The sequence below is a fragment of the Kurthia huakuii LAM0618 genome (genome assembly GCF_000505545.1).
Lineage (GTDB): Bacteria > Bacillota > Bacilli > Bacillales_A > Planococcaceae > Kurthia > Kurthia huakuii.
Map to the genome: position 1 here is coordinate 322,678 of NZ_AYTB01000007.1, position 22,530 is coordinate 345,207.

Genomic DNA, 22,530 nt, shown 5'->3' on the forward strand with positions numbered 1-22,530 from the left:
CATGAGCTTTTTAGATGTGTTATACTTCATTATTCCTTCTGCCATTTTCTATGCAGCTCCGCTTATTATGACGTCTATCGGTGGCGTGTTCACCGAACGAGCAGGCGTTGTCAATATCGGGCTTGAAGGTATTATGATTATTGGTGCCTTCATTAGTGTTGTGTTCAACTTAACATTTTCAGATTCATTAAAAGGATGGACGCCGTGGGTTGGGCTACTTGTGGCAATGGCAGTTGGTGCAATCTTCTCACTACTATTAGCTGTCGCAGCTATTTCATTCCGCGCCGATCAAACGGTAACAGGGGTCGCGTTAAACATGCTAGGTCTAGCTGTTGCGGTCTTCTCTGTGAAAATGATTTATGATAAAGGTCAAACCGATTCGATTTCAGAGCGTTTTGATCGTTATGATATTCCAGTGTTAAGTGATATCCCAGTCATCGGCCCTATGTTTTTCCATGATGTGTATTTAACATCTGTATTAGCAATTGCCGTTGCATTTTTGGCATGGTTTGTTATTTACAAAACGCCATTTGGTTTACGCTTGCGTGCTGTAGGGGAACACCCTGTTGCAGCAGATACAATGGGTATTAACGTTACAAAAATGCGTTATATTGCTGTAATGATTTCAGGGGCATTAGGTGGTATTGGTGGTGCGATTTACGCGCAAGCAATCGCCGGTAACTTTAGTGCACTGACAATCTCAGGGCAAGGTTTCATGGCCATCGCAGCGATGATCTTTGGTAAGTGGCATCCACTAGGTGCGTTAGGCGCTGCGTTATTCTTCGGTTTAGCACAGTCTCTAAGTATCGCGGGTGCTTCAATTCCGTACGTGCAAGATGTACCGGAAGTTATCTTATTAATTTTACCGTATGTCTTAACAATTTTAGCGCTTGCTGGATTTATCGGCAAAGCGAGTGCACCAAAAGCATCGGGTAAACCTTATATTAAAGGGAAACGATAGCCATTATTGTTTTAATAAAAAAACGAAGTACTGCGCGTAGGCGTGGCACTTCGTTTTTTGTTGTTTTTAGCCACCATTAGTTGCCAAAGCAAAGAAAACTCATATATAGTGGTACTAATGGTTTTTTACCCAGGAGAATTAGGAGGGGTCACATGTTTAACAGAACGGAAGTCGCGACAGGTGTTAACATCTTTACGCGCAAATCAGAGCAATTTAAAACAGTCAATTTTTCAATTAAATTAAAACGACCATTAAATACAGAAGAAGCGGCTAATCGCACAGTACTAACAAATGTTTTACAACATAGTAATGCAACATTCCAATCAGCTGCAGCAATGCGCATGAAATTGGATGATTTATATGGGACGGTTCTTTATTTAGATACAGCAAAACAAGGCAATGAACAAATTATTTTGTTAAATGTTGAAACGGTCAATGACCATTACTTAAAAACAGGTGATGTATTAAATGAAGTATTAGCATTAATGCATACCGTATTATTTGAGCCAAATTTAGATGAACAAGGATTATTCCAACAAACGATTGTTGACCGTGAAAAAGATATGGTTGTTGAACGCATTCAATCTGTATTTGATGATAAATCTCGTTATGCACAAAAGCGTTTACAAGAAATTTTGCGTCCAAACCACCCTGTCTCAACATCGGTGAACGGTACAGTAGAAGCTGTGCAAGAAATTACGCCAGCAAGCTTAAAAGCAGCATATGAAGCGATGTTAACAGAAGATGAAATCGATATTTTTGTTATTGGCGATATTGATGAACGACAAATGATAGAAGCGTTGAAAAAAGCATTCCCATTTGAAGGACGTACGCCAATCGCTGTTCCTGAAATTCCAGAGTCGCATGCTACGACAACGTATACAAAAGAAACATTTGATACACGACAAGGAAAATTACATATCGGTTATTCTACACCGGTACAATTTACAAGCCCAGATTTCCCTAAAATGCAAATCTTTAATGGGATTTTTGGTGGCTATCCACACGCAAAATTATTTATGAATGTTCGCGAAAAAGAAAGTTTAGCTTATTATTGCTCAAGCTCTTACTCTGCACAATATGGTTTAATGTATGTGATGTCAGGTATTGAACAAGAAAATGAAGAAAAAGCACGCCGTTTAATTGATGAACAATTGGAAGCTATTCGACAAGGTGATATTTCGGATTTGGAAATTATGCAAACAAAAGCTATGTTGAAAAACCAATTAAAAGAAGCACTTGATTCAGCGCGTGGACAAATTGAACTTTATAATCAGTATCGTGAGTTACCAGAAGAATTTACAGTTGAAAATATGAGCGCTAAATGGGATGCAGTTTCAAAAGAAGATGTAGTAGCCATGGCAACGCAAGTAACAAAAGAAACTGTTTACTTCTTAAGCGGGGAGGATGCAAAATAAATGGAAACAATCCACTTTGAGCAATTAGAAGAAACATTACATTATGAAAAATTACCAAACGGTTTAGAAGTTTATATTTTACCGAAAAAAGGTTTTTCAAAAACATTTGTGACATTTACAACGAAATACGGCTCGATTGATCGCTCATTCGTGCCATTAGGTGAAGAAGAAGCGGTTACAGTACCAGATGGCATTGCGCATTTCTTAGAGCATAAAATGTTTGAAAAAGAGGATGGCGACGTCTTCCAAAAATTTAGTCAATACGGTGCTTCAGCCAACGCCTTTACGTCATTTACACGTACAACGTATTTATTTTCAGCAACCGATCATATTAAAGAAAGTACAAATACATTATTAGATTTCGTGCAACAACCTTATTTTACAGAGCAAACGGTCAATAAGGAAAAAGGAATTATCGGTCAAGAAATTCAAATGTATGATGACCAACCCGATTGGCGCGTTTATTTTGGATCAATCGAAAGTCTTTACCACGAGCATCCGGTGAAAATTGATATTGCAGGGACAGTAGAGTCTATTGATGGTATTACAGCGGAACATTTGTATACGTGTTATCATACGTTCTATCATCCATCGAATATGCTATTATTTGCGATTGGGAATGTCGAGCCAGAAGAAATGATGCAAACGATTCGTGAAAATCAAAATGCAAAAACGTTTGCTGCGCCACAGCCAATTAATCGCATTCATGTTGATGAAGCGAGTGAGGTAGCAGTGAAAGAACGTAATTTAGAAATGGACGTCTTAAAACCAAAAGCATATGTGTCATTTAAAGCGCGCGAAGTGAGCTTACAAGGTCGCGACATGATGAAGCATGAATTAGCTATTCAATTAGCGTTAGACTTGTTATATGGACGTTCATCGGACTTTTACGAAGAAGTTTATCAACAAGGCTGGATTGATGAGTCGTATTCATATGATTTCTCATTAGAAGAAGGTTTTGGTTTTGCAATGGTCGGTTCTGATACAGCATATCCGAATGAATTGTTAGCAGCAATGAAACAAGTAATGAATAATGCGGCGCAACAATTACCATTTACACAACAAGATTTAGAGCGCGTCAAACGTCGTAAAATCGGCTTTAACTTGCGCGCGCTTAATTCGATTGAGTTTATCGCAAATCAATTCACGCGCTATAAATTCAACGATATGAATTTATTTGATATCGTACCGGTAATTGAAGAATTAACAGTAGCTGATGTGAAAGAAGCATTAACTTCTATTACAGGTGAAAGTCAACAAGCAGTCTTTACAATTAATCCATTAACAAAAGAGGCGCAAGCTTAATGAAACGCTTTTGTTTAGTATTAGGCGCGTCAGGTGCAATTGGTTCTGCAACAGCATATGAACTCGCAAAAGAGGGTTGGAGTTTATATTTACAATATAATCGTAATGCTGTGACGCAATTGACAACGGAGTTAGCACAGCGTTACCCAACGCAGGAGTTTATGATGATTCAAGCAGAACTTAATGTACCGGGGGCGGCAGAAAAGCTTGCACAGTCTATTTTTGATATTGAGGCGATTGTTGTCGCTAGTGGGCAAGCTTTATATAAACTAATTGATGATACGACAGCGGTTGATATGCAGTCGTTATGGATGGTACATGTCCAATCACCAATAGAAATCATTCGAGAACTGGCGCCGAAAATGCGTCGACATCCAACAAGTTATATCGCGATGATTGGTTCTATTTGGGGTGAGGCTGGCGGTGCTGGTGAGGTAATGTATTCAACGGTGAAGGGTGCTGTGCACAGTTTTGTTAAAGCGTATGCACAAGAAGTCGCCTTTAATGGTATGAAAGTGAATGCTGTCTCACCAGGAATGATTCAAACGTCGATGAATGGTCATTTGACGGCTGAAGAACTGGCAGAAGTTGTGTCAGAAATCCCGATGGCTCGCGCCGGTCAACCAGAGGAAGTCGCTCATTTGGTGACGTTTTTATTGTCAGGCAAGGCAGACTATATGACGGGACAAATTATGCGTATTAATGGTGGTTGGTATATTTAATTGTACGGGTAATTAAATAATTAGAACGAATGGAGGACTGTGTCATGACAGTCCTCTATTTTGTTAGCTGAATAATAAATTTATATGAAAAAAGTATGGAATACAATTTGAAAATTGAAAGGAATTGTATCGTTTTGCCGTTGTTTTCCTTTTTTTCTTTTAATCTGTTACAAAATCCGCTATTATGAAACATAGAAATGTTTTAATCGTTATATATGAAGGGAGAACCTTGTATGAACGAATGGTATTTTGAATATGAAATACAGGTGAATCGCCCAGGTTTATTAGGGGATATTGCTTCACTATTAGGGATGCTGCGCGTCAATATCGTTACGATTAATGGTGTCGATTTAGTGCGCCGCGGTATGTTGATTCGCGCTGAAAAAGCAGAACAAATTGAACGCTTTCGAAATATTGTTTCTACAATGGAAATGATTCGCGTGACAAAGTTCAGAAAACCAACAACACGAGATCGTTTAGCAATTCGTCATGGGCGTTACATTCAACGTGAAGGTGATGAAACGAAAATATTTCGTTTTGTGCGTGATGAGTTAGGAATTCTCGTTGATTTTATGGCAGAACTTTTTAAAAAAGAAGGTCATAAATTGATTGGTGTGCGAGGAATGCCGCGTGTTGGCAAAACGGAATCAATTGTAGCAGCCAGTGTTTGTGCGAACAAAAAATGGCTCTTTTTATCGTCTACAATGATTAAGCAAACGGTACGTCAAAAGTTACATGGTGATGAGTACGGAGGCAATAATGTATTTATTATCGATGGCGCTGTTACGCGTCGTTCAACAGATGAACGACATCAACAATTAGTTCGAGAAATGATGCAGCAACCATCTATTAAAGTAGTGGAGCATCCTGATATTTTCGTTCAACATTCGGAATATACGCTCGAAGATTTCGATTATATAATCGAATTGAGACATCATCCAGAGGAAGAAATTACATATCAGATTCTTGAAAAGCATGAACAGCAAAATGATTTTTTCAATGAGTCCGGTGGTTTCGGTGGTTTTGGAGATTTTAACTTTTAATTAGGTAGGTGTTTAACTTGGCAGAATTGGGTACTCGTTTAAAAGAAGCGAGAATGGCCAAAGGGTATAGTTTGGAAGATTTGCAAGAAATCACAAAAATCCAAAAACGCTATTTGTCTGCCATAGAGGAAGGCAATTTTAGCGTAATGCCAGGTGCATTTTATGTACGGGCATTTATTAAACAATACGCAGAGGCAGTCGATTTAGATGCCGATGAAATTTTAGAAACATATAAATCTGAAATTCCTGCGAATAAAGCGGCAGAGGCTGCTGCAACAACATCAACTGCTATTCAGCAACCTAAGGGTGGTACGAATCAACGTACAGCCCAGCCAACAACAAAGATTAAACAAACAACTCAAACGCAACGTAAAATGACGGACTTAATGCCGAAAATTGCTGTTGCTGTTGTTGTCGTTGTTGTGATTGCAGTAATTTGGTTCTTAGCTAATCATCAGTCAAAAAATAACGATGTGACAGATGATGTGAATCAAGAGCAAACGCAAGCAGACACATCTGCAAATGAAGTAGATACGAGCAAAGAACAACAAGTAAAAGACCAAGCGGCTGAAGAAAAGGCAGCAAAAGAAAAAGCTGCTGCTGAAGAAAAAGCGGCGAAAGAACAGGCTGCTAAAGAGAAAGCAGCAAAAGAAAAGAAAAAAGCTGGTAAACTATCAAAAGGTACGGACGCTGGCGATGGCGCCACAACAAAATATACATTAACAAATACGAAAAACTTTAAAGTTCGAGTTGAAATGACTGGCGAGAATTGGGTTGGTATTACGACAACAGCAGGTGCAAATCTTGCAACGGGTAAAATGTATTCAAATGGCCAAAAATTAGAATTTGATGCGAAAGATCAACAATCAATTCGAATTCGTTTAGGTGCAGCAGCAGCAGGGAAAGTATTTGTTAACAACAAAGAAGTAAAATTATTAGTACCTGCTTCAAGCCGACCAACACAAAATATCGTTATTGAAATGAAATAATTCCGAGGATAGTCATCGTTTGATGGCTATTTTCTTTGAAAAAGGGTGAAAGAAATGAATTTACCAAATAAAATAACCGTTTCTCGTGTCGTTATGATTCCGATTTTCGTTGTTTTAATGGTTGTTAACTTTGGTTGGGGAAACGTGACGTTACTAGGCACGACGATGCCAATTGAACATTTAGTCGGCGCCATTGTCTTTATTATTGCATCGATTACCGATTTCTTCGATGGCTATTTAGCGCGTAAATATAATTTAGTAACGAATATGGGGAAATTTTTAGACCCATTAGCGGATAAATTATTAGTCACAGCAGCCTTTATTATTTTAGTGCAATGGGGTGTTGCGCCTGCATGGGTAATTATCGTCATTGTAGCACGTGAATTTGCGGTTACAGGCCTTCGTTCGATTGGCGCTGAGCAAAATGTGATCATTGCTGCAAGCAACTTAGGAAAGCTTAAAACATGGTCTCAAATGGTGGCATTAGCATTCTTACTATTACACAACATTATTTTTGAACTGTGGAACTTCCCATTTGATCAAATTATGCTTTATGTGGCATTCTTCTTTACATTACTATCAGGTTTAGATTATTTCTGGAAAAATCGCCGTCTGTTATTAGATTCAATGTAATTTTAACTAAATTTTGAATACTTCCTATACTTTATGGTACATATGTATAGGAAGTATTTTTTTATTAGGAGGAGAATGACATGAATGCTGAAATTATCGCGGTAGGGTCGGAGCTTTTGCTTGGACAAATTAACAATACGAATGCACGCTTCATTTCCAATCAATTAACGGAGCTAGGGATTAGTATTTATCATCATACAGTTGTGGGAGACAACCCGCAGCGCTTAAAACAGGCAATTGAAATTGCAGAAAGCCGTGCAGACATTCTTATTTTTAGTGGTGGATTAGGCCCAACAAAAGACGATTTAACAAAAGAAACGATTGCGCAACATTTGCAAGTGGCACTTGTGCAAGATGATGTCGCAATGGATAGTATTCAGCAGTTTTTCGATGTGCGCAATCGCGTGATGACAAATAATAGTAAAAAGCAAGCACTTGTGCTAGAGGGCTGTACGGTATTGCCGAATCACCATGGTATGGCGCCAGGTATGTTTTATCAAACAGATAAGCGACTGTATATTTTATTGCCAGGACCACCAAGTGAATTAGAGCCGATGTTTCAAATGGAGGCAAAACCATTACTTGCATCTATTGTGAGCGATGGTGGACAAATCGTTTCAAAAGTATTGCGTTTTTATGGTATCGGAGAAGCGGCGCTAGAAGTAGAAGTGGAAGATTTACTCGCGTTGAAAAATCCAACGGTTGCACCACTTGCGAGCGTTGGAGAAGTGATGTTACGCATTACAGCTCGGGCTGACAATGAACAGCATGCCGATGACTTAATAGCACCAATTCAACAAGCTATTATTGCACGCGTTGGAAAATTTATGTATGGCGTTGATAATGATTCACTGGCATCAAAATTAGTAGAGATACTAGTACAAAATGATTTAACAATTGCAGCAGCAGAAAGTTTAACGGCTGGGAAATTTATGGCGGAGCTAGCAACGATTCCAGGTGTCAGTGCGGCATTACAAGGTGGCGTTGTTGTATACAATGAAGAGATGAAACGACAACAATTAGACATTTCACAATATTTATTAGAGCGCTATACTGTGGTCAGTGCGGAGTGCGCAGCGGCAATGGCGAGCCAAGTGAAGAAAAAATTTGTTGCGGATATCGGTGTCGGTTTGACTGGAGCAGCTGGCCCAGATGCACATGATGGCAGTCCAGCAGGCACGATATGGATTGGCATTGCCTTAGACGATGATGTTTATACGTATAAGTTGCGCTTGACCGGACAACGAAATAAAAATCGCTTAGTCGCCGTGAAAGCAACACAAAATTTTATTATTCAATTGCTACATGAACGAGGGTATTCAAAATTAAAAAATCTCCTATAAAAATAGGCCGTTTCATTTGAATGGCATAAAAAAACAACCTATAATAACAGAACAGCAGAAAAAAAGAGCGAATAAATGTTCGCTTTTTTCTTGAGATTTTTTCTGATTTGCAGTATAGTATGTATAGACACAACAGACGTGTAATGAAGGAGGAAATACATTGAACGATCGTAAAGCGGCCTTAGATATGGCATTAAAACAAATTGAAAAACAATTTGGTAAAGGTTCAGTAATGAAATTAGGAGAACAAGCGGATCGCAAAATCTCGACATCATCAACAGGGTCATTAACACTTGATATGGCATTAGGGGTAGGTGGTTACCCTAAAGGTCGTATTGTTGAAGTATACGGTCCTGAATCATCAGGTAAAACAACGGTTGCGCTTCACGCGATTGCGGAAGTACAACGTAACGGTGGTCAAGCAGCATTCATCGATGCTGAGCACGCATTAGACTCATCGTATGCAGAAAAATTAGGTGTTAATATCGACGAACTATTACTATCTCAACCAGATACAGGTGAACAAGCACTTGAAATTACTGAAGCGTTAGTACGTAGTGGCGCTATCGATATTATCATTATTGACTCTGTTGCAGCATTAGTACCAAAAGCAGAAATTGAAGGCGAAATGGGCGACTCGCACATGGGTCTACAAGCTCGTCTAATGTCTCAAGCATTGCGTAAATTATCGGGGATTATTAATAAATCAAACTGTATTGCTATCTTCATTAACCAAGTACGTGAAAAAATCGGTGTAATGTTCGGGAACCCTGAAACAACAACTGGTGGTCGCGCATTAAAATTCTATTCTTCTATTCGTTTAGAAGTACGTCGTGCAGAAACGATTAAACAAGGTAGTGACATGGTCGGTAACCGTACGAAAATTAAAGTCGTGAAAAATAAAGTAGCGCCACCATTTAAAGTAGCAGAAGTGGACATTATGTATGGTGAAGGTATTTCATACGTTGGTGAAGTAGTAGACCTTGGTGTTGATCAAGATATCGTTCAAAAATCAGGTTCTTGGTTCGCATATGGCGATGAACGTTTAGGTCAAGGACGAGAAAATGCAAAACAATTCTTAAAAGATAACCCAGACGTTTGCGCTGAAATTGCACAAAAAATTCGCGCAGCAGCAGGCATCGCTGGTGAAGAATATGTTGTTCCTGAACAAGAGGATGAAAAAATGGACCCAGCATTAGCAACTGACCTAGGTTTAGATAAAGCATAAGATAATGGCATTAACAATGAGCTGTTCTGTAAAGATTTTCTTATCAGAACAGCTCTCTTTATGTGTTTTTTGAAATATAAAAATAGGACATCTAGTGAAAGAAAAGAATATCCAAATACTGTGAATCCTTGACAGTCCTTTTCTTCATCTATACAATGAAATTGTATTATTTCTAACTTGAAATGAAATAGGCAGTATATTGTGATAAGCAATGTATAGCCGACTGAAATGTTTTTTTAAAATAGCAAGAGGAGGTGTTCGAATGATGGAAATCATAATCTCCGCTTTGCTTGGACTCATCGTCGGTGCTGCTGTTATCTATTTCGCCATGAAAAAAGTGAATGATTCAAAAGTGACAGGTGCTAAAAGTACCGCTGAAATGATTATCGAAGATGGTAAAAGAGAAGCGGAAGCACTGAAGAAGGAAGCACTTCTTGAAGCAAAAGATGAAACTCACAAACTTCGAACAGAAGCAGAAACTGAAATCCGTGATCGTCGTTCTGAATTACAAAAACAAGAAAATCGCTTGTTGATGCGTGAAGAAAACTTAGATCGTAAGGATGAATCTCTGGATAATAGGGAAACAGCTTTAGAACGTAAAGAAACGTCTCTAGCTGACAGACAACAGCATATTGAACAGATGGAAAGCAAAGTGGACGAGCTCGTAGCTAAACAAAGCACTGAACTTGAACGCATTTCGGCTTTAACGCGCGATGAAGCAAAAGAAATTATTCTTAAAGATGTTGAAACGGAACTTACTACCGATATCGCCGTTATGACGAAAGAAGCGGAGTCAGGTGCCAAAGAAACAGCTGATAAGAAAGCGCGAGAAATTTTATCATTAGCAATTCAACGCTTTGCTGCAGATCATGTGGCTGAAACAACAGTTTCTGTCGTCAACTTACCAAATGATGAAATGAAAGGGCGTATTATTGGTCGTGAAGGTCGTAATATCCGTACCCTTGAAACATTAACTGGTATTGATTTGATTATCGATGATACACCAGAAGCAGTTATTCTTTCTGGCTTTGACCCGATTCGTCGTGAAACAGCGCGCTTAGCACTTGAAAAATTAGTGCAAGATGGCCGTATTCACCCAGCGCGTATCGAGGAAATGGTTGAAAAATCTCGTCGTGAAATCGATGAACAAATTCGTGAAACTGGCGAACAAACAACATTTGAACTTGGTATTCACAATTTACATCCAGACTTAATGAAAATTTTAGGTCGTATGAAGTATCGTACAAGCTACGGTCAAAATGTTTTAAAACACTCAATCGAAGTGGCGCATTTAACAGGATTACTCGCTGCGGAACTTGGTGAAGATGTGATGCTTGCGAAACGTGCAGGTTTACTACACGATATCGGTAAAGCAATTGACCATGAAGTAGAAGGCTCTCACGTTGAAATTGGCGTTGAGCTTGCTACGAAATACAAAGAGCATCCGGTTGTTATTAATAGTATTGCTTCTCACCATGGTGATACAGAAGCAACATCTGTGATTGCGGTGCTAGTAGCTGCTGCCGATGCGTTGTCAGCTGCTCGCCCAGGTGCTCGTAGTGAAACTCTTGAAAATTATATTCGTCGCCTTGAGAAATTGGAAGAGATTTCCGAATCTTATGAAGGTGTTGAAAAATCATATGCGATTCAAGCAGGTCGTGAAATTCGTATCATCGTTCGACCAGACGCTGTAGATGATTTAGCATCGCATCGTCTTGCACGCGATATTCGTAAGCGTATTGAAGATGAGCTCGATTATCCGGGACATATTAAAATTACCGTTATTCGCGAAACACGCGCTGTTGAGTACGCAAAATAATAGGAGAAGAGGTTGGCATTCAATCCAACCTCTTCTTTTTTTCGGGAATTTTCCGCAGCATAAGCGTATTGTGGTAAAGTAAAGATAACTTGTAGTAATAAGGAGCATAAAACAATGAAAGTATTATTTATCGGCGATATCGTAGGAGACATCGGCTTAGATGCGGTTGAAAAATATTTACCAAAATTAAAACGTAAATATAATATTGATGTCGTTATTGCAAATGCAGAAAATGCTGCGAAAGGTCGTGGATTGACGCGTCGCATTTATCAAGACTTATTAATGATGGGTGTTGATGCGATGACGATGGGGAACCATACGTGGGACCAACGTGAAATTTTTGATTTTATCGATGATGCGGATTATTTAGTGCGTCCAGCGAACTTCTCAGAAGATGCACCAGGTAAAGGCATGACGACCGTAACAAAAAATGGTCAAACCATTTCGATTATTAATTTACATGGACGTGTCTTTTTACCGCCACATGAAGATCCGTTTAAAATGGGGAAAGAACTTGTTGCAGAAGCGAAGAAAGTATCGCCACTTGTCTTTGTTGATTTCCATGCAGAAACAACGAGTGAAAAGATTGCACTAGGCTGGCATTTAGCTGGGGAAGCGTCATGTGTCGTTGGGACGCATACACACGTGCAAACGGCCGACTCACGTATTTTGCCAGGGGGCACAGCATATATTAGTGATGTAGGTATGACAGGGCCGTACAACGAAGTATTGGGTATGAAAAAAGAAAGCGTTATTTATCGCTTTGAAACAAATTTACCGGTGCGCTTTGAAGTGCCAACAACGGGTGATGCGGTGCTGAGCGCTGTCTTTGTTGAATTAGATGATAAAACGGGTCAAGCAACACAAATGGAACGTATTTATATTAATCCAGACAATCCATTTAAAGGCTAATAAAAAGAGGATGGTTCCGCACTTGGAACCATCCTCTTTTTTAATCGTTTAAGCAGTGTAAGATTTTTTCTTGCGTTGATTGAACATCCATAAGAATAAGAGAACGAAGAAGAAGAATGGAATCATAACTCCTTGACCGATGAGCATTTTCAATGTTGTTGTACCGTCAGTGCCCCAAGTTGCTACCATATATGCTGTGAGAGAGAATGCAAACAATGCGATTGGAATCCAAAGAATTTTCATCATAATTGCTGCTTCCACGGCGTGGCGTAGAAGCTGTCACCTCGCTTTTTCATGTAATAGGAACCATTTCTTCCATCGTATAGTGTTATAATTCCCGTTTTCTATATTTTAAACACATAAAAAGAATGAAAATCGAGAAAATTAAGTTTCTTTATATAAAAATGTGGAATATTTTCCGTCAAAGGTCTGAAATTCTCTCTTTTCATGGATTTCCAATAGTTTCTGCGGTTTCTTCGTGATAAACTTATGGAGGATAAAATATATAAAAATACCCCGTTTTAAGGAGATGTTTAAACATGTTACATCAACTTTCATGGAAAGTCGGTGGGCAGCAAGGTGAAGGGATCGAATCAACTGGTGAGATTTTCTCAACAGCGATGAACCGTCTAGGCTACCACCTATACGGCTACCGTCATTTCTCTTCTCGTATTAAAGGTGGCCATACGAATAATAAAATTAACGTACGTACTACAACGGTGCATACAATTCCAGATGATAACGATATTCTTGTTGCATTTGACCAAGAAACAATCGATGTAAACTATAAAGAGCTACATGCAGATGGTGTTATTTTAGCGGATGCAAAATTTAAGCCAGTAAAACCGGAGGATTGTGAGGCGACAATGTATATTGTGCCGTTCACAGCGACTGCAAAAGAGCTAGGGACAACATTAATGAAAAACATGGTAGCGATTGGTGCTACAGCGGCATTAATGAATTTAGAAGATGAAGTATTCCAAAGTGTTGTTGACGAAATCTTTGGCCGTAAAGGTGAAGAAGTCGTAGCGAAAAATATGGAAGCTATCGCGCAAGGGCATCAACTTATGCATGATTTATTAGTTGAAGCAGGTAACGAAGAAGGCCAATTTGAACTGGAACAAGGCGATGGCAAACATCGTTTATTCATGATTGGGAATGAAGCAATGGCATTAGGTGCATTAACAGCAGGTTCTCGCGTTATGAGTGCATATCCAATTACACCAGCTTCTGAAATCATGGAATATTTAACGAAAAAATTGCCTACAGTTGGCGGTCTTGTTGTTCAAACAGAAGATGAAATTGCTGCTGTTACAATGGCAATCGGTGCTTCTTATGGTGGTGCACGTGCCTTTACCGCATCAGCAGGTCCTGGTTTATCGTTAATGATGGAAGGTTTAGGTCTGTCTGGTATGACGGAAACACCGCTTGTTGTCGTGGATACGCAACGCGGTGGCCCATCAACAGGTCTTCCAACAAAACAAGAACAATCGGATTTATTTGCGATGCTTTACGGTACACATGGTGAAATTCCAAAAGTAATTATCGCACCATCAACAGGTGAAGAAGCGTTCTACGATATGATTCAAGCATTTAACATTGCCGATCAATTACAATTGCCTGTCATCGTACTATCGGATTTACAATTATCACTTGGTAAACAAACCGTTGAACCATTTGATTATCGTAAAGTGGCGATTAAACGCGGTAAATTAGAGCTTGGTGACTTACCAGAGCTTGAAGAGAAAGCGTACTTCAAACGCTATGAAGTAACAGAAGACGGCGTATCAACACGCGTTGTGCCAGGGCAAAAATATGGTATTCACCACGTAACGGGTGTTGAACACTCGGAAATTGGTACACCGTCTGAAGCGCCAGCAAACCGTCAAGCGCAAATGGATAAACGTTTCCGTAAATTAGATTATGTTGATTTCGAAACGCCTGTTTATACGGATGCACCACATGACGAAGCGGATGTATTAATCGTTGGTTTCGGTTCTACGCGCGGTGCGATTGAAGAAATTCGCCCTGTATTAGATGAACAAGGCATCAAAGCAAATCATGCACATATTCGTTTGATTCACCCCTTCCCAGCGAAGGAATTATTACCACTAATGAATCACGCGAAAAAAGTGATTGTCGTTGAAAACAATGCAACAGGTCAACTTGCGAGCATTATGAAGTTAAACGTCGGTCATCATGATAAAATTATCAACTTAACAAAATACGATGGTACACCATTTTTACCAAACGAATTGTTAGGTCGTGTAAAGGAGTTGCTAACAGATGGTAACATTTAAAGATTTTCGTAACACAATTAAACCGAACTGGTGCCCCGGATGCGGTGACTTCTCTGTACAAGCCTCAATCCAACGCGCCGCAGCAAACTTGGAAATTGAACCACATGAATTAGCAGTAGTATCAGGTATTGGTTGTTCAGGTCGTTTATCAGGTTATATTAACGCATACGGGTTACATGGTATTCACGGTCGTGCGTTACCAATCGCACAAGGCTTAAAGCTTGCGAACCGCGATTTAAACGTTATTGCTACAGGCGGTGACGGAGATGGTTTTGCAATCGGTATGGGTCATACTGTACACTCAATCCGTCGTAACATCGATGTGACATACGTCGTGATGGATAACCAAATTTACGGTTTAACGAAAGGGCAAACATCTCCACGCTCTGCTGCTGGTTTCATTACGAAATCAACACCAGGTGGCGCGATTGAGCCGTCATTAAAACCACTTGAAGTTGCGTTATCATCAGGTGCAACATTTGTAGCGCAAGGGTTCTCAACGGACTTAAAAGAATTAACAGCGATGATTGAAGAAGGCATGAAACATAAAGGCTTCTCATTTATCAACGTCTTCTCACCTTGTGTGACATACAATAAAGTGAACACATACGATTGGTTCAAAGAACATTTAACAAAATTAAGTGATATCGAAGGCTATGACGCATCAAACCGTGAGCAAGCAATGCAAACAGTGATGAAACATGAAGGCCTTGTAACGGGTATCATTTATCAAGATACAGAAACACCATCTTACCAAGAAAAATTACAAGGTTATTCAGAAACCGCATTAACGTATGAAAACCTTGAATTAGGTGAAGAAAAACTAGATGAATTAATGAAAGAATTCATGTAGTTTTAACATAAAAAAGGAGCCGCATCATAACGATGTAGCTCCTTTTTTTATTGCTGGAATAAAGTAGAGATTTCTGCGGTCACATCATTTATATCATCTTGATCTGCGCGGTTAATTAAAAATAGTTGACGATGATAGCGCGTTGACAGTCGTTTGAATGGAATCCCTTGCGGCAAGCTTACATGCGATAAAATCGTTTTGCCAAAGCCTTGCTGCAATAGAGCCGTAATAATTTCATTGCTGTTCGTGTCGATTAGATGGGCATGAATATTTTGCTCGCTAATATAAAGTTCATTAAAAAAATGAACGCCGGATTGTTTTTCACGCATTAGCCAATAAGGACTTGCTAAATCACCTGCAAGCACGAGTTCATCATTGCATAAATTAATTTTTTGTAATGGGTGCGTATCGAGCGGCTTTTCAATTAAGCCAATATCGAGTTGATGCTGCGCTACGCCCTCAGTGACTTTCGCTGAGTTAGCAAGCGATAACATAAAATCAATATGAGGAAATTTAGCTACGAGCTGCGGAAAAATTTTCGGAAAGTAGTGTACGGCAATCGTGTTTGAGCAGCCGATATGACAACGTATGCGTTTTGTGCCATGCATTTGCGCTAGCGTATGTTCATACTCATCGAGCGTGCGCAACGCATATTGATAAAATGTGTGCGCTGCGTCGGTCGGTACGAGACTTTTGGGACCTTTACGAATAAAAAAAGTCGTCGCTAATTGTCGCTCTAACTGTTTTATTTTTGTCGACAAGGTTGGTTGCGAAATAAAGAGTAATTCAGCAGCTTTTGTAAAATTGCGCTGTTCGTATACTTTAATAAAAACTTTGAGTTCATCAAACAATTGCGTCACATCCTAATTATTTGTTTTTTCAATAATTATAATTCTAATTATGTATTTTTAAAATAGTAAGTTTCTTAGTATACTAAGGCTATCAAGGAGGCGTGATAAAAAATGAAACAATTCGTTCGTTGTATTCCAATTCCGATTAGCGGTGTTATTTTAGCGTTATTTTCGCTCGCAAAATTATTCTTATTGTTTGATGTGACGTGGGTTGCTAATGCACTTATTTTTATGGGCGCCATTTTTTTAACGGCATTATTATTAAAAATTATTTTAGCGCCAGATGCCATTTTACAAGAAATGAAAAATCCATTAATTGCTGCCGTATCGCCAACGTTCACAATGGCACTGATGATTTTGAGTAGTTTATATATGGAGACGTTCGTCGTCTGGGAAAATATTTGGTGGTTTGCAGTCGTGTTGCATTTTGCGTTGATGCTATATTTTACGTATCGCTTCGTATTGCGCACTGCGCTGACGCTGTCACATATTTACCCAAGTTGGTTCATTATGTATATCGGCATGGGCGTTATGCCGCTAACAGCGGGTACGCGTGCGCCAGCGTTAATGGATGCCGTATTTTATAGTTGTATAGCCTTTGTTGTAATTCTCGTACCAATCGTGTTAGTACGCGTCTTTATTATGCGCAACTTAGAAGTACCAACATTGCCGTTGATTACGATTTTATGTGCACCACTATCGTTAACATTGGTTGGTTATCTCGCTCATTTTGAAACGAAATCCGTAACGCTTGTCGTAACGCTTGTCCTATTAGCACAGCTATTATACGTGCTCGTCTTAACGCAACTGCCAAAATTACTGCGCTTGCCCTTTTATCCAAGTTACGCCGCGTTTACATTCCCACTTGTTATTTGCGCGACGGCTTTGACAAATACACTACAATATCTTGGCTATGCGAGTGATTTTGCGACGGCGCTTATCACCATTGAAACGCTATTTGCGACCGTGATGGTGCTCTATGTGACGGTGCGCTATAGCTTGTTCTTATGGAAAGAAATGACCGTAGCTGTAGGCATTTCTGTCAATGACTAAATGCATTACAACGAAACAGGAGGCGCATAGCGTTTCCTGTTTTTGTTTGGCTTGAATACGTTATTAATAGAAAAATCAAAAAATTTCTATTACACTAAATGAAAAGGGATTGATATGAGGGGGAATGGGGATGTTTTTTAATATACAGCCATCGGAAAAAATTGCTGTACAAAAGGCTACAGCATCGTATACATACGAGCAATTAGTCGATGATGCCATGCAGCTTGTACAAATGCTGACAACGCCAAAAAAAGTCGTTGTCGGCATCGTTTGCCGCAATGATTATAAAACGATTGTCCATTATGTTGCGGCGTTGCAAGCGGGGCATGCGGTGATGTTGCTGAATGATGACCTAGACGTTGCGGTGCTTGACAATATCGTGCACCATTATGCGCCGGCTTTTTTATTAGGTGCTACAACGCATGGTGATTATGACGAAATTACAGAGCAATTTTTTAAAAAGCGCCAGCAACCAACATACGATGTTCATGCAGATTTAGCATTAATGCTTAGCACATCTGGCACGACAGGAAGCCCGAAATATGTACGTTTGTCGTATCAAAATATTCAAGCGAATACAGAGTCGATTGTGAGTTACTTAGAGCTTGATGAACATGAACGCCCGGTTATTAATTTGCCGTTGTCATATTCTTATGGTATTTCGATTGTGAATAGTCACTTGCAAGTAGGGGCGACGTTATTATTAACATCGAAAAGCGTCAAATTACCATCTTTTTGGTATTTTTTAAATGAATTTCAAGGAACATCTATTGCCGGCGTGCCATTTACATATCAGTTGCTCAATCGTATAGGATTTTTGGATATGGACTTGTCGTCATTAAAAACGCTTACGCAAGCGGGTGGACACTTAGATGTGTATTTAGTCGATAAATTTAATCAATATGCCATGGCGACAAAACGTAAATTTTATGTCATGTACGGTCAAACAGAAGCGGCGCCGCGCATCGCTTACGTGCCATATGAGCGCTTGGCCGATAAATTAGGGACGATTGGTATTGCAGTGCCAGGCGGACGCTTTGAATTGGCTGAATCGGGGGAGCTCTACTATTATGGTGACAATGTCATGATGGGGTATGCAACAAGTGCTAACGATTTAGCGCTCGGTGATGCGTATCATGGCTGTTTACCGACCGGTGATTTAGCGACGATTGATGATGAAGGGTATGCGACATTAGTTGGGCGCATGAAAAGCTTTATTAAAATTAAAGGACTGCGCATTAATTTACATGACGTTGAAAAAACGATTGCGAAAAAGTTTGGTTTAACGGTCGCGTGTGTCGGCAATGACCGGCAGCTAGTGGCGGTTATTGAGCAAGGAGATGCGGCGCGCGTTCAAAAATTTTTATGTCAGCTCTATAAATTACATGAAAATTATGTGACCGTCACAAGCGTTGATGAACTGCCGCATTTGCATACGGGGAAATTGGATTATAACGCAATGAAGCACGCGTACTTAACGTAAATCGTTTCCAATCCTCGCTGAATTCCGTATAATAGAAAGGATGATTCTGAGGGGGAACGAAACGATGAACGAAGAACAACGTAAAATGAACGAGCAGGCGAAGCCGTTTACACCATTACAACCGACAAAAGATTATAGCGCCTATTTCCAGGCACCGTCGTTAAAAGAAGCGAAAAAACGCGGGAAAGAGGATGTCGCATACGAGCAGTTTTCAATTAATCCACAGTTTGAAAACATGGGTGTCGGTCGTAAATTTATGATTCAGACATTTGGTTGTCAAATGAATGTCCACGATACGGAAGTGATGGCAGGGATTTTTGAAAGCCTCGGATACGAAGCAACGGAGGATGTGAATGAAGCGAATGTTATTTTACTGAATACATGTGCCATTCGTGAAAATGCGGAAAACCGTGTATTTGGTGAACTAGGGCATTTAAAGCCATTAAAAACGAAAAATCCTGATTTATTATTAGGCGTTTGTGGTTGTATGTCGCAAGAAGAAGCGGTCGTTAATAAAATTTTAAAAACGTATGATCAAGTAGATATTATTTTTGGAACGCATAATATTCATAAGTTACCAGAAATTTTAAATGAAGCATATATGTCAAAAGAGATGGTGATCGATGTATGGTCAAAAGAGGGCGACGTCATCGAAAATATGCCAAAAGTGCGCAACGGTGGTACGAAAGCTTGGGTGAATATTATGTATGGCTGCGATAAGTTTTGCACATACTGTATCGTACCGTATACGCGTGGGAAAGAGCGCAGTCGCTTGCCACAAGATATTATTCAAGAAGTACGTGAGCTTGCTGCACAAGGTTATCAAGAAATTACGTTGCTTGGTCAAAATGTTAATGCGTACGGCAAGGATTTAGAAGGCCTTGACTATGGCTTAGGGCATTTAATGGATGATTTGCGTAAAATTGACGTGCCACGCATTCGCTTTACGACAAGTCACCCACGTGATTTTGATGATTATTTAATCGATGTACTAGCGAAAAAAGGCAATTTAGTCGAACATATCCACTTACCGGTGCAATCTGGTTCAACGAGTATGTTAAAAATTATGGCCCGTAAGTATACACGCGAGCGTTATTTAGAATTAGTTGCTAAAATTAAGAAGGCGATTCCAGATGTCGCGCTAACGACGGATATTATTGTTGGCTTCCCGAATGAAACAGAAGAACAATTTGAAGAAACGTTGTCATTGTATCGTGAAGTCGGTTTTGAAATGGCGTTCACATATATTTATTCACCACGCGAAGGCACACCGGCAGCGAAAATGGTAGACAACGTACCGATGGATGTTAAAAAAGAGCGTCTGCAACGTTTAAATGCTGTTGTAGGGGAATATAGTGAAAAAGCGTTGAAACCATATGTTGGTCAAATTGTTGAAGTGTTAGTGGACGGGGAAAGTAAACGTAATAAAGAAGTATTAGCAGGCTATACGCGTCGCAATAAATTAGTCAACTTCCGCGCACCACGAGAAATGATTGGCAAGCGCGTTCGTGTACGTGTTACGGATGCCAAAATGTATTCATTAAATGGTGAATTTGTTGAGGTTGTTGAAAAGGTGGAGGTTTAATGCCTGAACGTTTTTCGAACGAGGACATTAAGCGTAAAGCACAGCAAATTGCAGCTCAGGTTGAAAAAACCGAAGAAGTGGCATTTTTTAAACGTGCTGAAGCGCAGTTAAATCATAATAAAAAAGTGCAGCAAAAAATTGCTGACATTAAATTATTGCAAAAGCAAGCCGTCAATTTACAGCATTATGGTAAATATGCCGCGCAACATGAAGTTGAGGCAAAAATTGATGCGTTGCAGCAAGAAATCGACAATATGCCAATCGTTGAGCAATTTAAAGGTGTCCAACAAGATGTCAATGAGTTGTTACAGCTTGTAGCAACGACGATGGCAAAAAACTTAGAACGATAATTTTTCAGGAGGCTGGGGCATGCGTGTGAAAACACCATCTCAGATGAGCATAAGAAAAACCGGAATCACGCTGTGGCGCGGTTCCGGTTTTTTGTTGCGAACGCTAAAAAAGGAACAGGAACTGTTTTGTCCCAGCCTCTTTTTGTATGCAAAAATTAACCAAATTTATATGGTAATTTCAAGAATATGTAGTTTTCATGAAAGATACGACGTGCTAAAGCCTGTATTTTTGAAGAAAATTAGAAGAAATCATGCTTGAACTCCCTATTAGACGATGAATTTTGTTATATTATAGTATGGTTGCGTTATGCAATTTAGAATACAAATTTACCCGAGTTAGTTTTCGTAGAAATTAAAGTAGGGAATACAAAAGCATATAGGAAGTTTGAAGGGAGCTATGCTATGTTACATTATACACGACAAGGAACAGGTGCACCGCTTGTTCTAATCCACGGATTTTTAGGAAGCACAGCCATTTTTGACCGCGTGATTGGACCACTTTCACAAAGTTTTGATGTGATTGCTGTAGATCTACCAGGACATGGCGAAAGCGTAATGGAAAAAGAAGCGTACACAGTATACGATTACGCACAAGAAATCGTAAATGTGTTAAAAGAAGAAGGTATCGAGGAAGCAACATGGGTTGGTCATTCATTAGGTGGCTATATTACACTTGCAGCACTTGAAAAACAATTAATGCCGATTACAAAAGCGGTATTAGCTTATTCTTCACCAGCTGCCGACAGCGAGCTTACAAAATCAAAACGCAATGACCAACAAGCCATCATCACAAAACAAGGTGTTGAGCACTATGTTGATTACACAATTACAAAATTTTTCAAAAAAGATGCAAAACCTACAGATGTTGAGTTTGCAAAAGCAATCGCAAACGGCGCAACAAAAGAAGGTTTAGTAGCGGCACTTGAAGCGATGAAACAACGTCCAAATCAACAACAACTACTAGATGCAACGGAAACACCAATCCTTGTAATTGAAGGTAGAGAAGATACAATCGTAGAACCTGTTGAAACAGACAACTTATACGTGGAAATGATGTTAACAAACACAGGTCATTTAGGGATGTTAGAAGAACCTAGAGGCTTTGTCAACTTAATTGCGGATTTCGAAGAGCAATACGCAGATACGGATGTAGAAGCTGAATAAGCTTTTACCGTAATGAAAAAGAGGCCAGGGAATGTTCCCTGCCTCTTTTTCGTTATGCTACGCCGATTGCAACGCAAATCCAAGCGGCGATAAAGCAGAGGCCACCAAGCGGTGTAATGGCCCCAAGCTTTTTAATACCTGTAAGAGCTAAAACGTATAAGCTACCTGAAAATAAAAGAATACCAATAAGCATGAATAGACTAGCTGTTGAAAAAATGGTTTGAGCACCGAATAACGAATCAAGTTGTAAAATACCGATAACGATTAGTCCAAGTGCATGATACATTTGATATTTAACAGCAGTTTCCCACGTTTCGCCGTAGTTTGTCCCTTCAAAGCGAGCCTTGAGTGCGTGCGCGCCAAATGCGCCAACAACAACGGCTAACATCGCTATAATTGAGCCGGTTACAAGCATATTTCCCACTCCCTTTCCAAGCTCCATCATAACACGTATTACTTTTTTCAAAGGCTAATTTTGATATAATAAAAGAACAATGAACGTAGAAGTGAGGTTTTAA

The 22,530-nt window shown here is 39.6% G+C and carries 22 protein-coding genes; 19 read left to right on the forward strand and 3 right to left on the reverse strand.

Annotation, left to right across the window (positions count from 1 at the left end; genetic code table 11):
* Position 1: 1 nt before the first annotated feature.
* The 11 genes from V514_RS0103370 to V514_RS0103420 all read left to right on the forward strand — a co-directional run bounded on the left by V514_RS0103370 (position 2) and on the right by V514_RS0103420 (position 12,373).
* A complete protein-coding gene (locus V514_RS0103370) occupies positions 2–961 on the forward strand; it encodes an ABC transporter permease (RefSeq protein WP_029498309.1) in 960 nt (319 codons plus the stop codon).
* Positions 962–1,113: 152 nt separating this feature from the next.
* Entirely contained in the window at positions 1,114–2,379 is a 1,266-nt protein-coding gene (gene yfmF, locus V514_RS0103375) for an EF-P 5-aminopentanol modification-associated protein YfmF (protein WP_029498310.1), read from the forward strand.
* Complete coding sequence (gene yfmH, locus V514_RS0103380; protein WP_029498313.1) at positions 2,380–3,684, forward strand: EF-P 5-aminopentanol modification-associated protein YfmH; 1,305 nt, start codon at positions 2,380–2,382, stop codon at positions 3,682–3,684. It begins immediately after the preceding gene.
* Positions 3,684–4,406, forward strand: a complete 723-nt coding sequence (gene ymfI / locus V514_RS0103385) for an elongation factor P 5-aminopentanone reductase (protein ID WP_029498314.1) — start codon at positions 3,684–3,686, stop codon at positions 4,404–4,406. The genes yfmH and ymfI overlap by 1 nt, the downstream gene beginning before the upstream one ends.
* Before the next feature lie 233 nt (positions 4,407–4,639).
* Complete coding sequence (locus V514_RS0103390; RefSeq protein ID WP_029498315.1) at positions 4,640–5,449, forward strand: DUF3388 domain-containing protein; 810 nt, start codon at positions 4,640–4,642, stop codon at positions 5,447–5,449.
* A gap of 17 nt (positions 5,450–5,466) precedes the next feature.
* The gene (locus V514_RS0103395; protein WP_029498316.1) at positions 5,467–6,438 is read left to right on the forward strand and encodes a helix-turn-helix domain-containing protein; all 972 of its coding nucleotides are present in this window, start codon (positions 5,467–5,469) and stop codon (positions 6,436–6,438) included.
* A gap of 54 nt (positions 6,439–6,492) precedes the next feature.
* Positions 6,493–7,071 (forward strand): CDP-diacylglycerol--glycerol-3-phosphate 3-phosphatidyltransferase, encoded by a 579-nt coding sequence (pgsA, locus tag V514_RS0103400; RefSeq protein ID WP_029498317.1) that lies wholly within the window; start codon positions 6,493–6,495, stop codon positions 7,069–7,071.
* Between the two features lie 80 nt (positions 7,072–7,151).
* Complete coding sequence (locus tag V514_RS0103405) at positions 7,152–8,414, forward strand: competence/damage-inducible protein A (protein ID WP_029498318.1); 1,263 nt, start codon at positions 7,152–7,154, stop codon at positions 8,412–8,414.
* Positions 8,415–8,574: 160 nt separating this feature from the next.
* Positions 8,575–9,642: a recombinase RecA gene (gene recA, locus V514_RS0103410; RefSeq protein ID WP_029498319.1), complete on the forward strand. Its 1,068-nt coding sequence runs from the start codon at positions 8,575–8,577 to the stop codon at positions 9,640–9,642.
* A gap of 265 nt (positions 9,643–9,907) precedes the next feature.
* A complete protein-coding gene (gene rny / locus V514_RS0103415; protein ID WP_029498320.1) occupies positions 9,908–11,461 on the forward strand; it encodes a ribonuclease Y in 1,554 nt (517 codons plus the stop codon).
* 114 nt (positions 11,462–11,575) lie between these two features.
* Positions 11,576–12,373 (forward strand): TIGR00282 family metallophosphoesterase, encoded by a 798-nt coding sequence (locus tag V514_RS0103420; RefSeq protein ID WP_029498322.1) that lies wholly within the window; start codon positions 11,576–11,578, stop codon positions 12,371–12,373.
* Between the two features lie 48 nt (positions 12,374–12,421).
* On the opposite strand, the gene V514_RS0103425 is transcribed toward V514_RS0103420, so the two are convergent.
* Entirely contained in the window at positions 12,422–12,619 is a 198-nt protein-coding gene (locus V514_RS0103425) for a hypothetical protein (RefSeq protein ID WP_029498323.1), read from the reverse strand.
* A 293-nt stretch (positions 12,620–12,912) separates the two neighbouring features.
* Here V514_RS0103425 and V514_RS0103430 point away from each other — a divergent pair, with 293 nt between their 5' ends.
* Entirely contained in the window at positions 12,913–14,673 is a 1,761-nt protein-coding gene (locus V514_RS0103430; protein ID WP_029498324.1) for a 2-oxoacid:acceptor oxidoreductase subunit alpha, read from the forward strand.
* The gene (locus tag V514_RS0103435) at positions 14,660–15,526 is read left to right on the forward strand and encodes a 2-oxoacid:ferredoxin oxidoreductase subunit beta (protein ID WP_029498325.1); all 867 of its coding nucleotides are present in this window, start codon (positions 14,660–14,662) and stop codon (positions 15,524–15,526) included. Before V514_RS0103430 ends, V514_RS0103435 begins: the two co-directional genes overlap by 14 nt.
* A 47-nt stretch (positions 15,527–15,573) precedes the next feature.
* Here V514_RS0103435 and V514_RS0103440 read toward each other — a convergent pair whose 3' ends face one another.
* On the reverse strand, positions 15,574–16,377 hold the full coding sequence (locus tag V514_RS0103440) for a LysR family transcriptional regulator (protein WP_029498326.1): 804 nt from the start codon (positions 16,375–16,377) through the stop codon (positions 15,574–15,576).
* A 111-nt stretch (positions 16,378–16,488) separates the two neighbouring features.
* Between V514_RS0103440 and V514_RS0103445 the strand changes: the two genes are divergently transcribed.
* The 6 genes from V514_RS0103445 (at position 16,489) to V514_RS0103470 (ending at position 22,012) form a co-directional block, all read left to right on the forward strand.
* Entirely contained in the window at positions 16,489–17,430 is a 942-nt protein-coding gene (locus tag V514_RS0103445; protein ID WP_029498327.1) for a TDT family transporter, read from the forward strand.
* Between the two features lie 130 nt (positions 17,431–17,560).
* Positions 17,561–18,913 (forward strand): AMP-binding protein, encoded by a 1,353-nt coding sequence (locus tag V514_RS0103450; RefSeq protein ID WP_029498328.1) that lies wholly within the window; start codon positions 17,561–17,563, stop codon positions 18,911–18,913.
* A 64-nt stretch (positions 18,914–18,977) separates the two neighbouring features.
* The gene (gene miaB, locus V514_RS0103455) at positions 18,978–20,498 is read left to right on the forward strand and encodes a tRNA (N6-isopentenyl adenosine(37)-C2)-methylthiotransferase MiaB (protein WP_029498329.1); all 1,521 of its coding nucleotides are present in this window, start codon (positions 18,978–18,980) and stop codon (positions 20,496–20,498) included.
* Positions 20,498–20,848, forward strand: coding sequence for a RicAFT regulatory complex protein RicA family protein (locus tag V514_RS0103460; RefSeq protein ID WP_029498331.1), 351 nt, complete (start codon positions 20,498–20,500; stop codon positions 20,846–20,848). Before miaB ends, V514_RS0103460 begins: the two co-directional genes overlap by 1 nt.
* Positions 20,849–20,867: 19 nt before the next feature.
* Entirely contained in the window at positions 20,868–21,107 is a 240-nt protein-coding gene (locus V514_RS0103465) for a hypothetical protein (RefSeq protein ID WP_029498332.1), read from the forward strand.
* 143 nt (positions 21,108–21,250) lie between these two features.
* Entirely contained in the window at positions 21,251–22,012 is a 762-nt protein-coding gene (locus V514_RS0103470) for an alpha/beta fold hydrolase (RefSeq protein WP_029498333.1), read from the forward strand.
* A 52-nt stretch (positions 22,013–22,064) separates the two neighbouring features.
* Here the strand turns inward: V514_RS0103470 and V514_RS0103475 are convergent, their stop codons facing one another.
* Complete coding sequence (locus V514_RS0103475) at positions 22,065–22,427, reverse strand: DUF423 domain-containing protein (protein ID WP_029498334.1); 363 nt, start codon at positions 22,425–22,427, stop codon at positions 22,065–22,067.
* Positions 22,428–22,530 lie beyond the last annotated feature (103 nt).

Coding starts and splice junctions, on each gene's coding strand:
- V514_RS0103390 (WP_029498315.1), top strand. CDS start 4,640: ATGAACGAATGGTATTTTGAATATGAAATACAGGTGAATCGCCCAGGT.
- V514_RS0103430 (WP_029498324.1), top strand. CDS start 12,913: ATGTTACATCAACTTTCATGGAAAGTCGGTGGGCAGCAAGGTGAAGGG.
- ymfI (WP_029498314.1), top strand. CDS start 3,684: ATGAAACGCTTTTGTTTAGTATTAGGCGCGTCAGGTGCAATTGGTTCT.
- V514_RS0103465 (WP_029498332.1), top strand. CDS start 20,868: ATGCGTGTGAAAACACCATCTCAGATGAGCATAAGAAAAACCGGAATC.
- V514_RS0103405 (WP_029498318.1), top strand. CDS start 7,152: ATGAATGCTGAAATTATCGCGGTAGGGTCGGAGCTTTTGCTTGGACAA.
- V514_RS0103420 (WP_029498322.1), top strand. CDS start 11,576: ATGAAAGTATTATTTATCGGCGATATCGTAGGAGACATCGGCTTAGAT.
- V514_RS0103475 (WP_029498334.1), bottom strand. CDS start 22,427: ATGCTTGTAACCGGCTCAATTATAGCGATGTTAGCCGTTGTTGTTGGC.
- pgsA (WP_029498317.1), top strand. CDS start 6,493: ATGAATTTACCAAATAAAATAACCGTTTCTCGTGTCGTTATGATTCCG.
- V514_RS0103425 (WP_029498323.1), bottom strand. CDS start 12,619: ATGATGAAAATTCTTTGGATTCCAATCGCATTGTTTGCATTCTCTCTC.
- miaB (WP_029498329.1), top strand. CDS start 18,978: ATGAACGAAGAACAACGTAAAATGAACGAGCAGGCGAAGCCGTTTACA.
- V514_RS0103460 (WP_029498331.1), top strand. CDS start 20,498: ATGCCTGAACGTTTTTCGAACGAGGACATTAAGCGTAAAGCACAGCAA.
- V514_RS0103450 (WP_029498328.1), top strand. CDS start 17,561: ATGTTTTTTAATATACAGCCATCGGAAAAAATTGCTGTACAAAAGGCT.
- V514_RS0103445 (WP_029498327.1), top strand. CDS start 16,489: ATGAAACAATTCGTTCGTTGTATTCCAATTCCGATTAGCGGTGTTATT.
- V514_RS0103435 (WP_029498325.1), top strand. CDS start 14,660: ATGGTAACATTTAAAGATTTTCGTAACACAATTAAACCGAACTGGTGC.
- yfmF (WP_029498310.1), top strand. CDS start 1,114: ATGTTTAACAGAACGGAAGTCGCGACAGGTGTTAACATCTTTACGCGC.
- V514_RS0103470 (WP_029498333.1), top strand. CDS start 21,251: ATGTTACATTATACACGACAAGGAACAGGTGCACCGCTTGTTCTAATC.
- rny (WP_029498320.1), top strand. CDS start 9,908: ATGGAAATCATAATCTCCGCTTTGCTTGGACTCATCGTCGGTGCTGCT.
- V514_RS0103370 (WP_029498309.1), top strand. CDS start 2: ATGAGCTTTTTAGATGTGTTATACTTCATTATTCCTTCTGCCATTTTC.
- yfmH (WP_029498313.1), top strand. CDS start 2,380: ATGGAAACAATCCACTTTGAGCAATTAGAAGAAACATTACATTATGAA.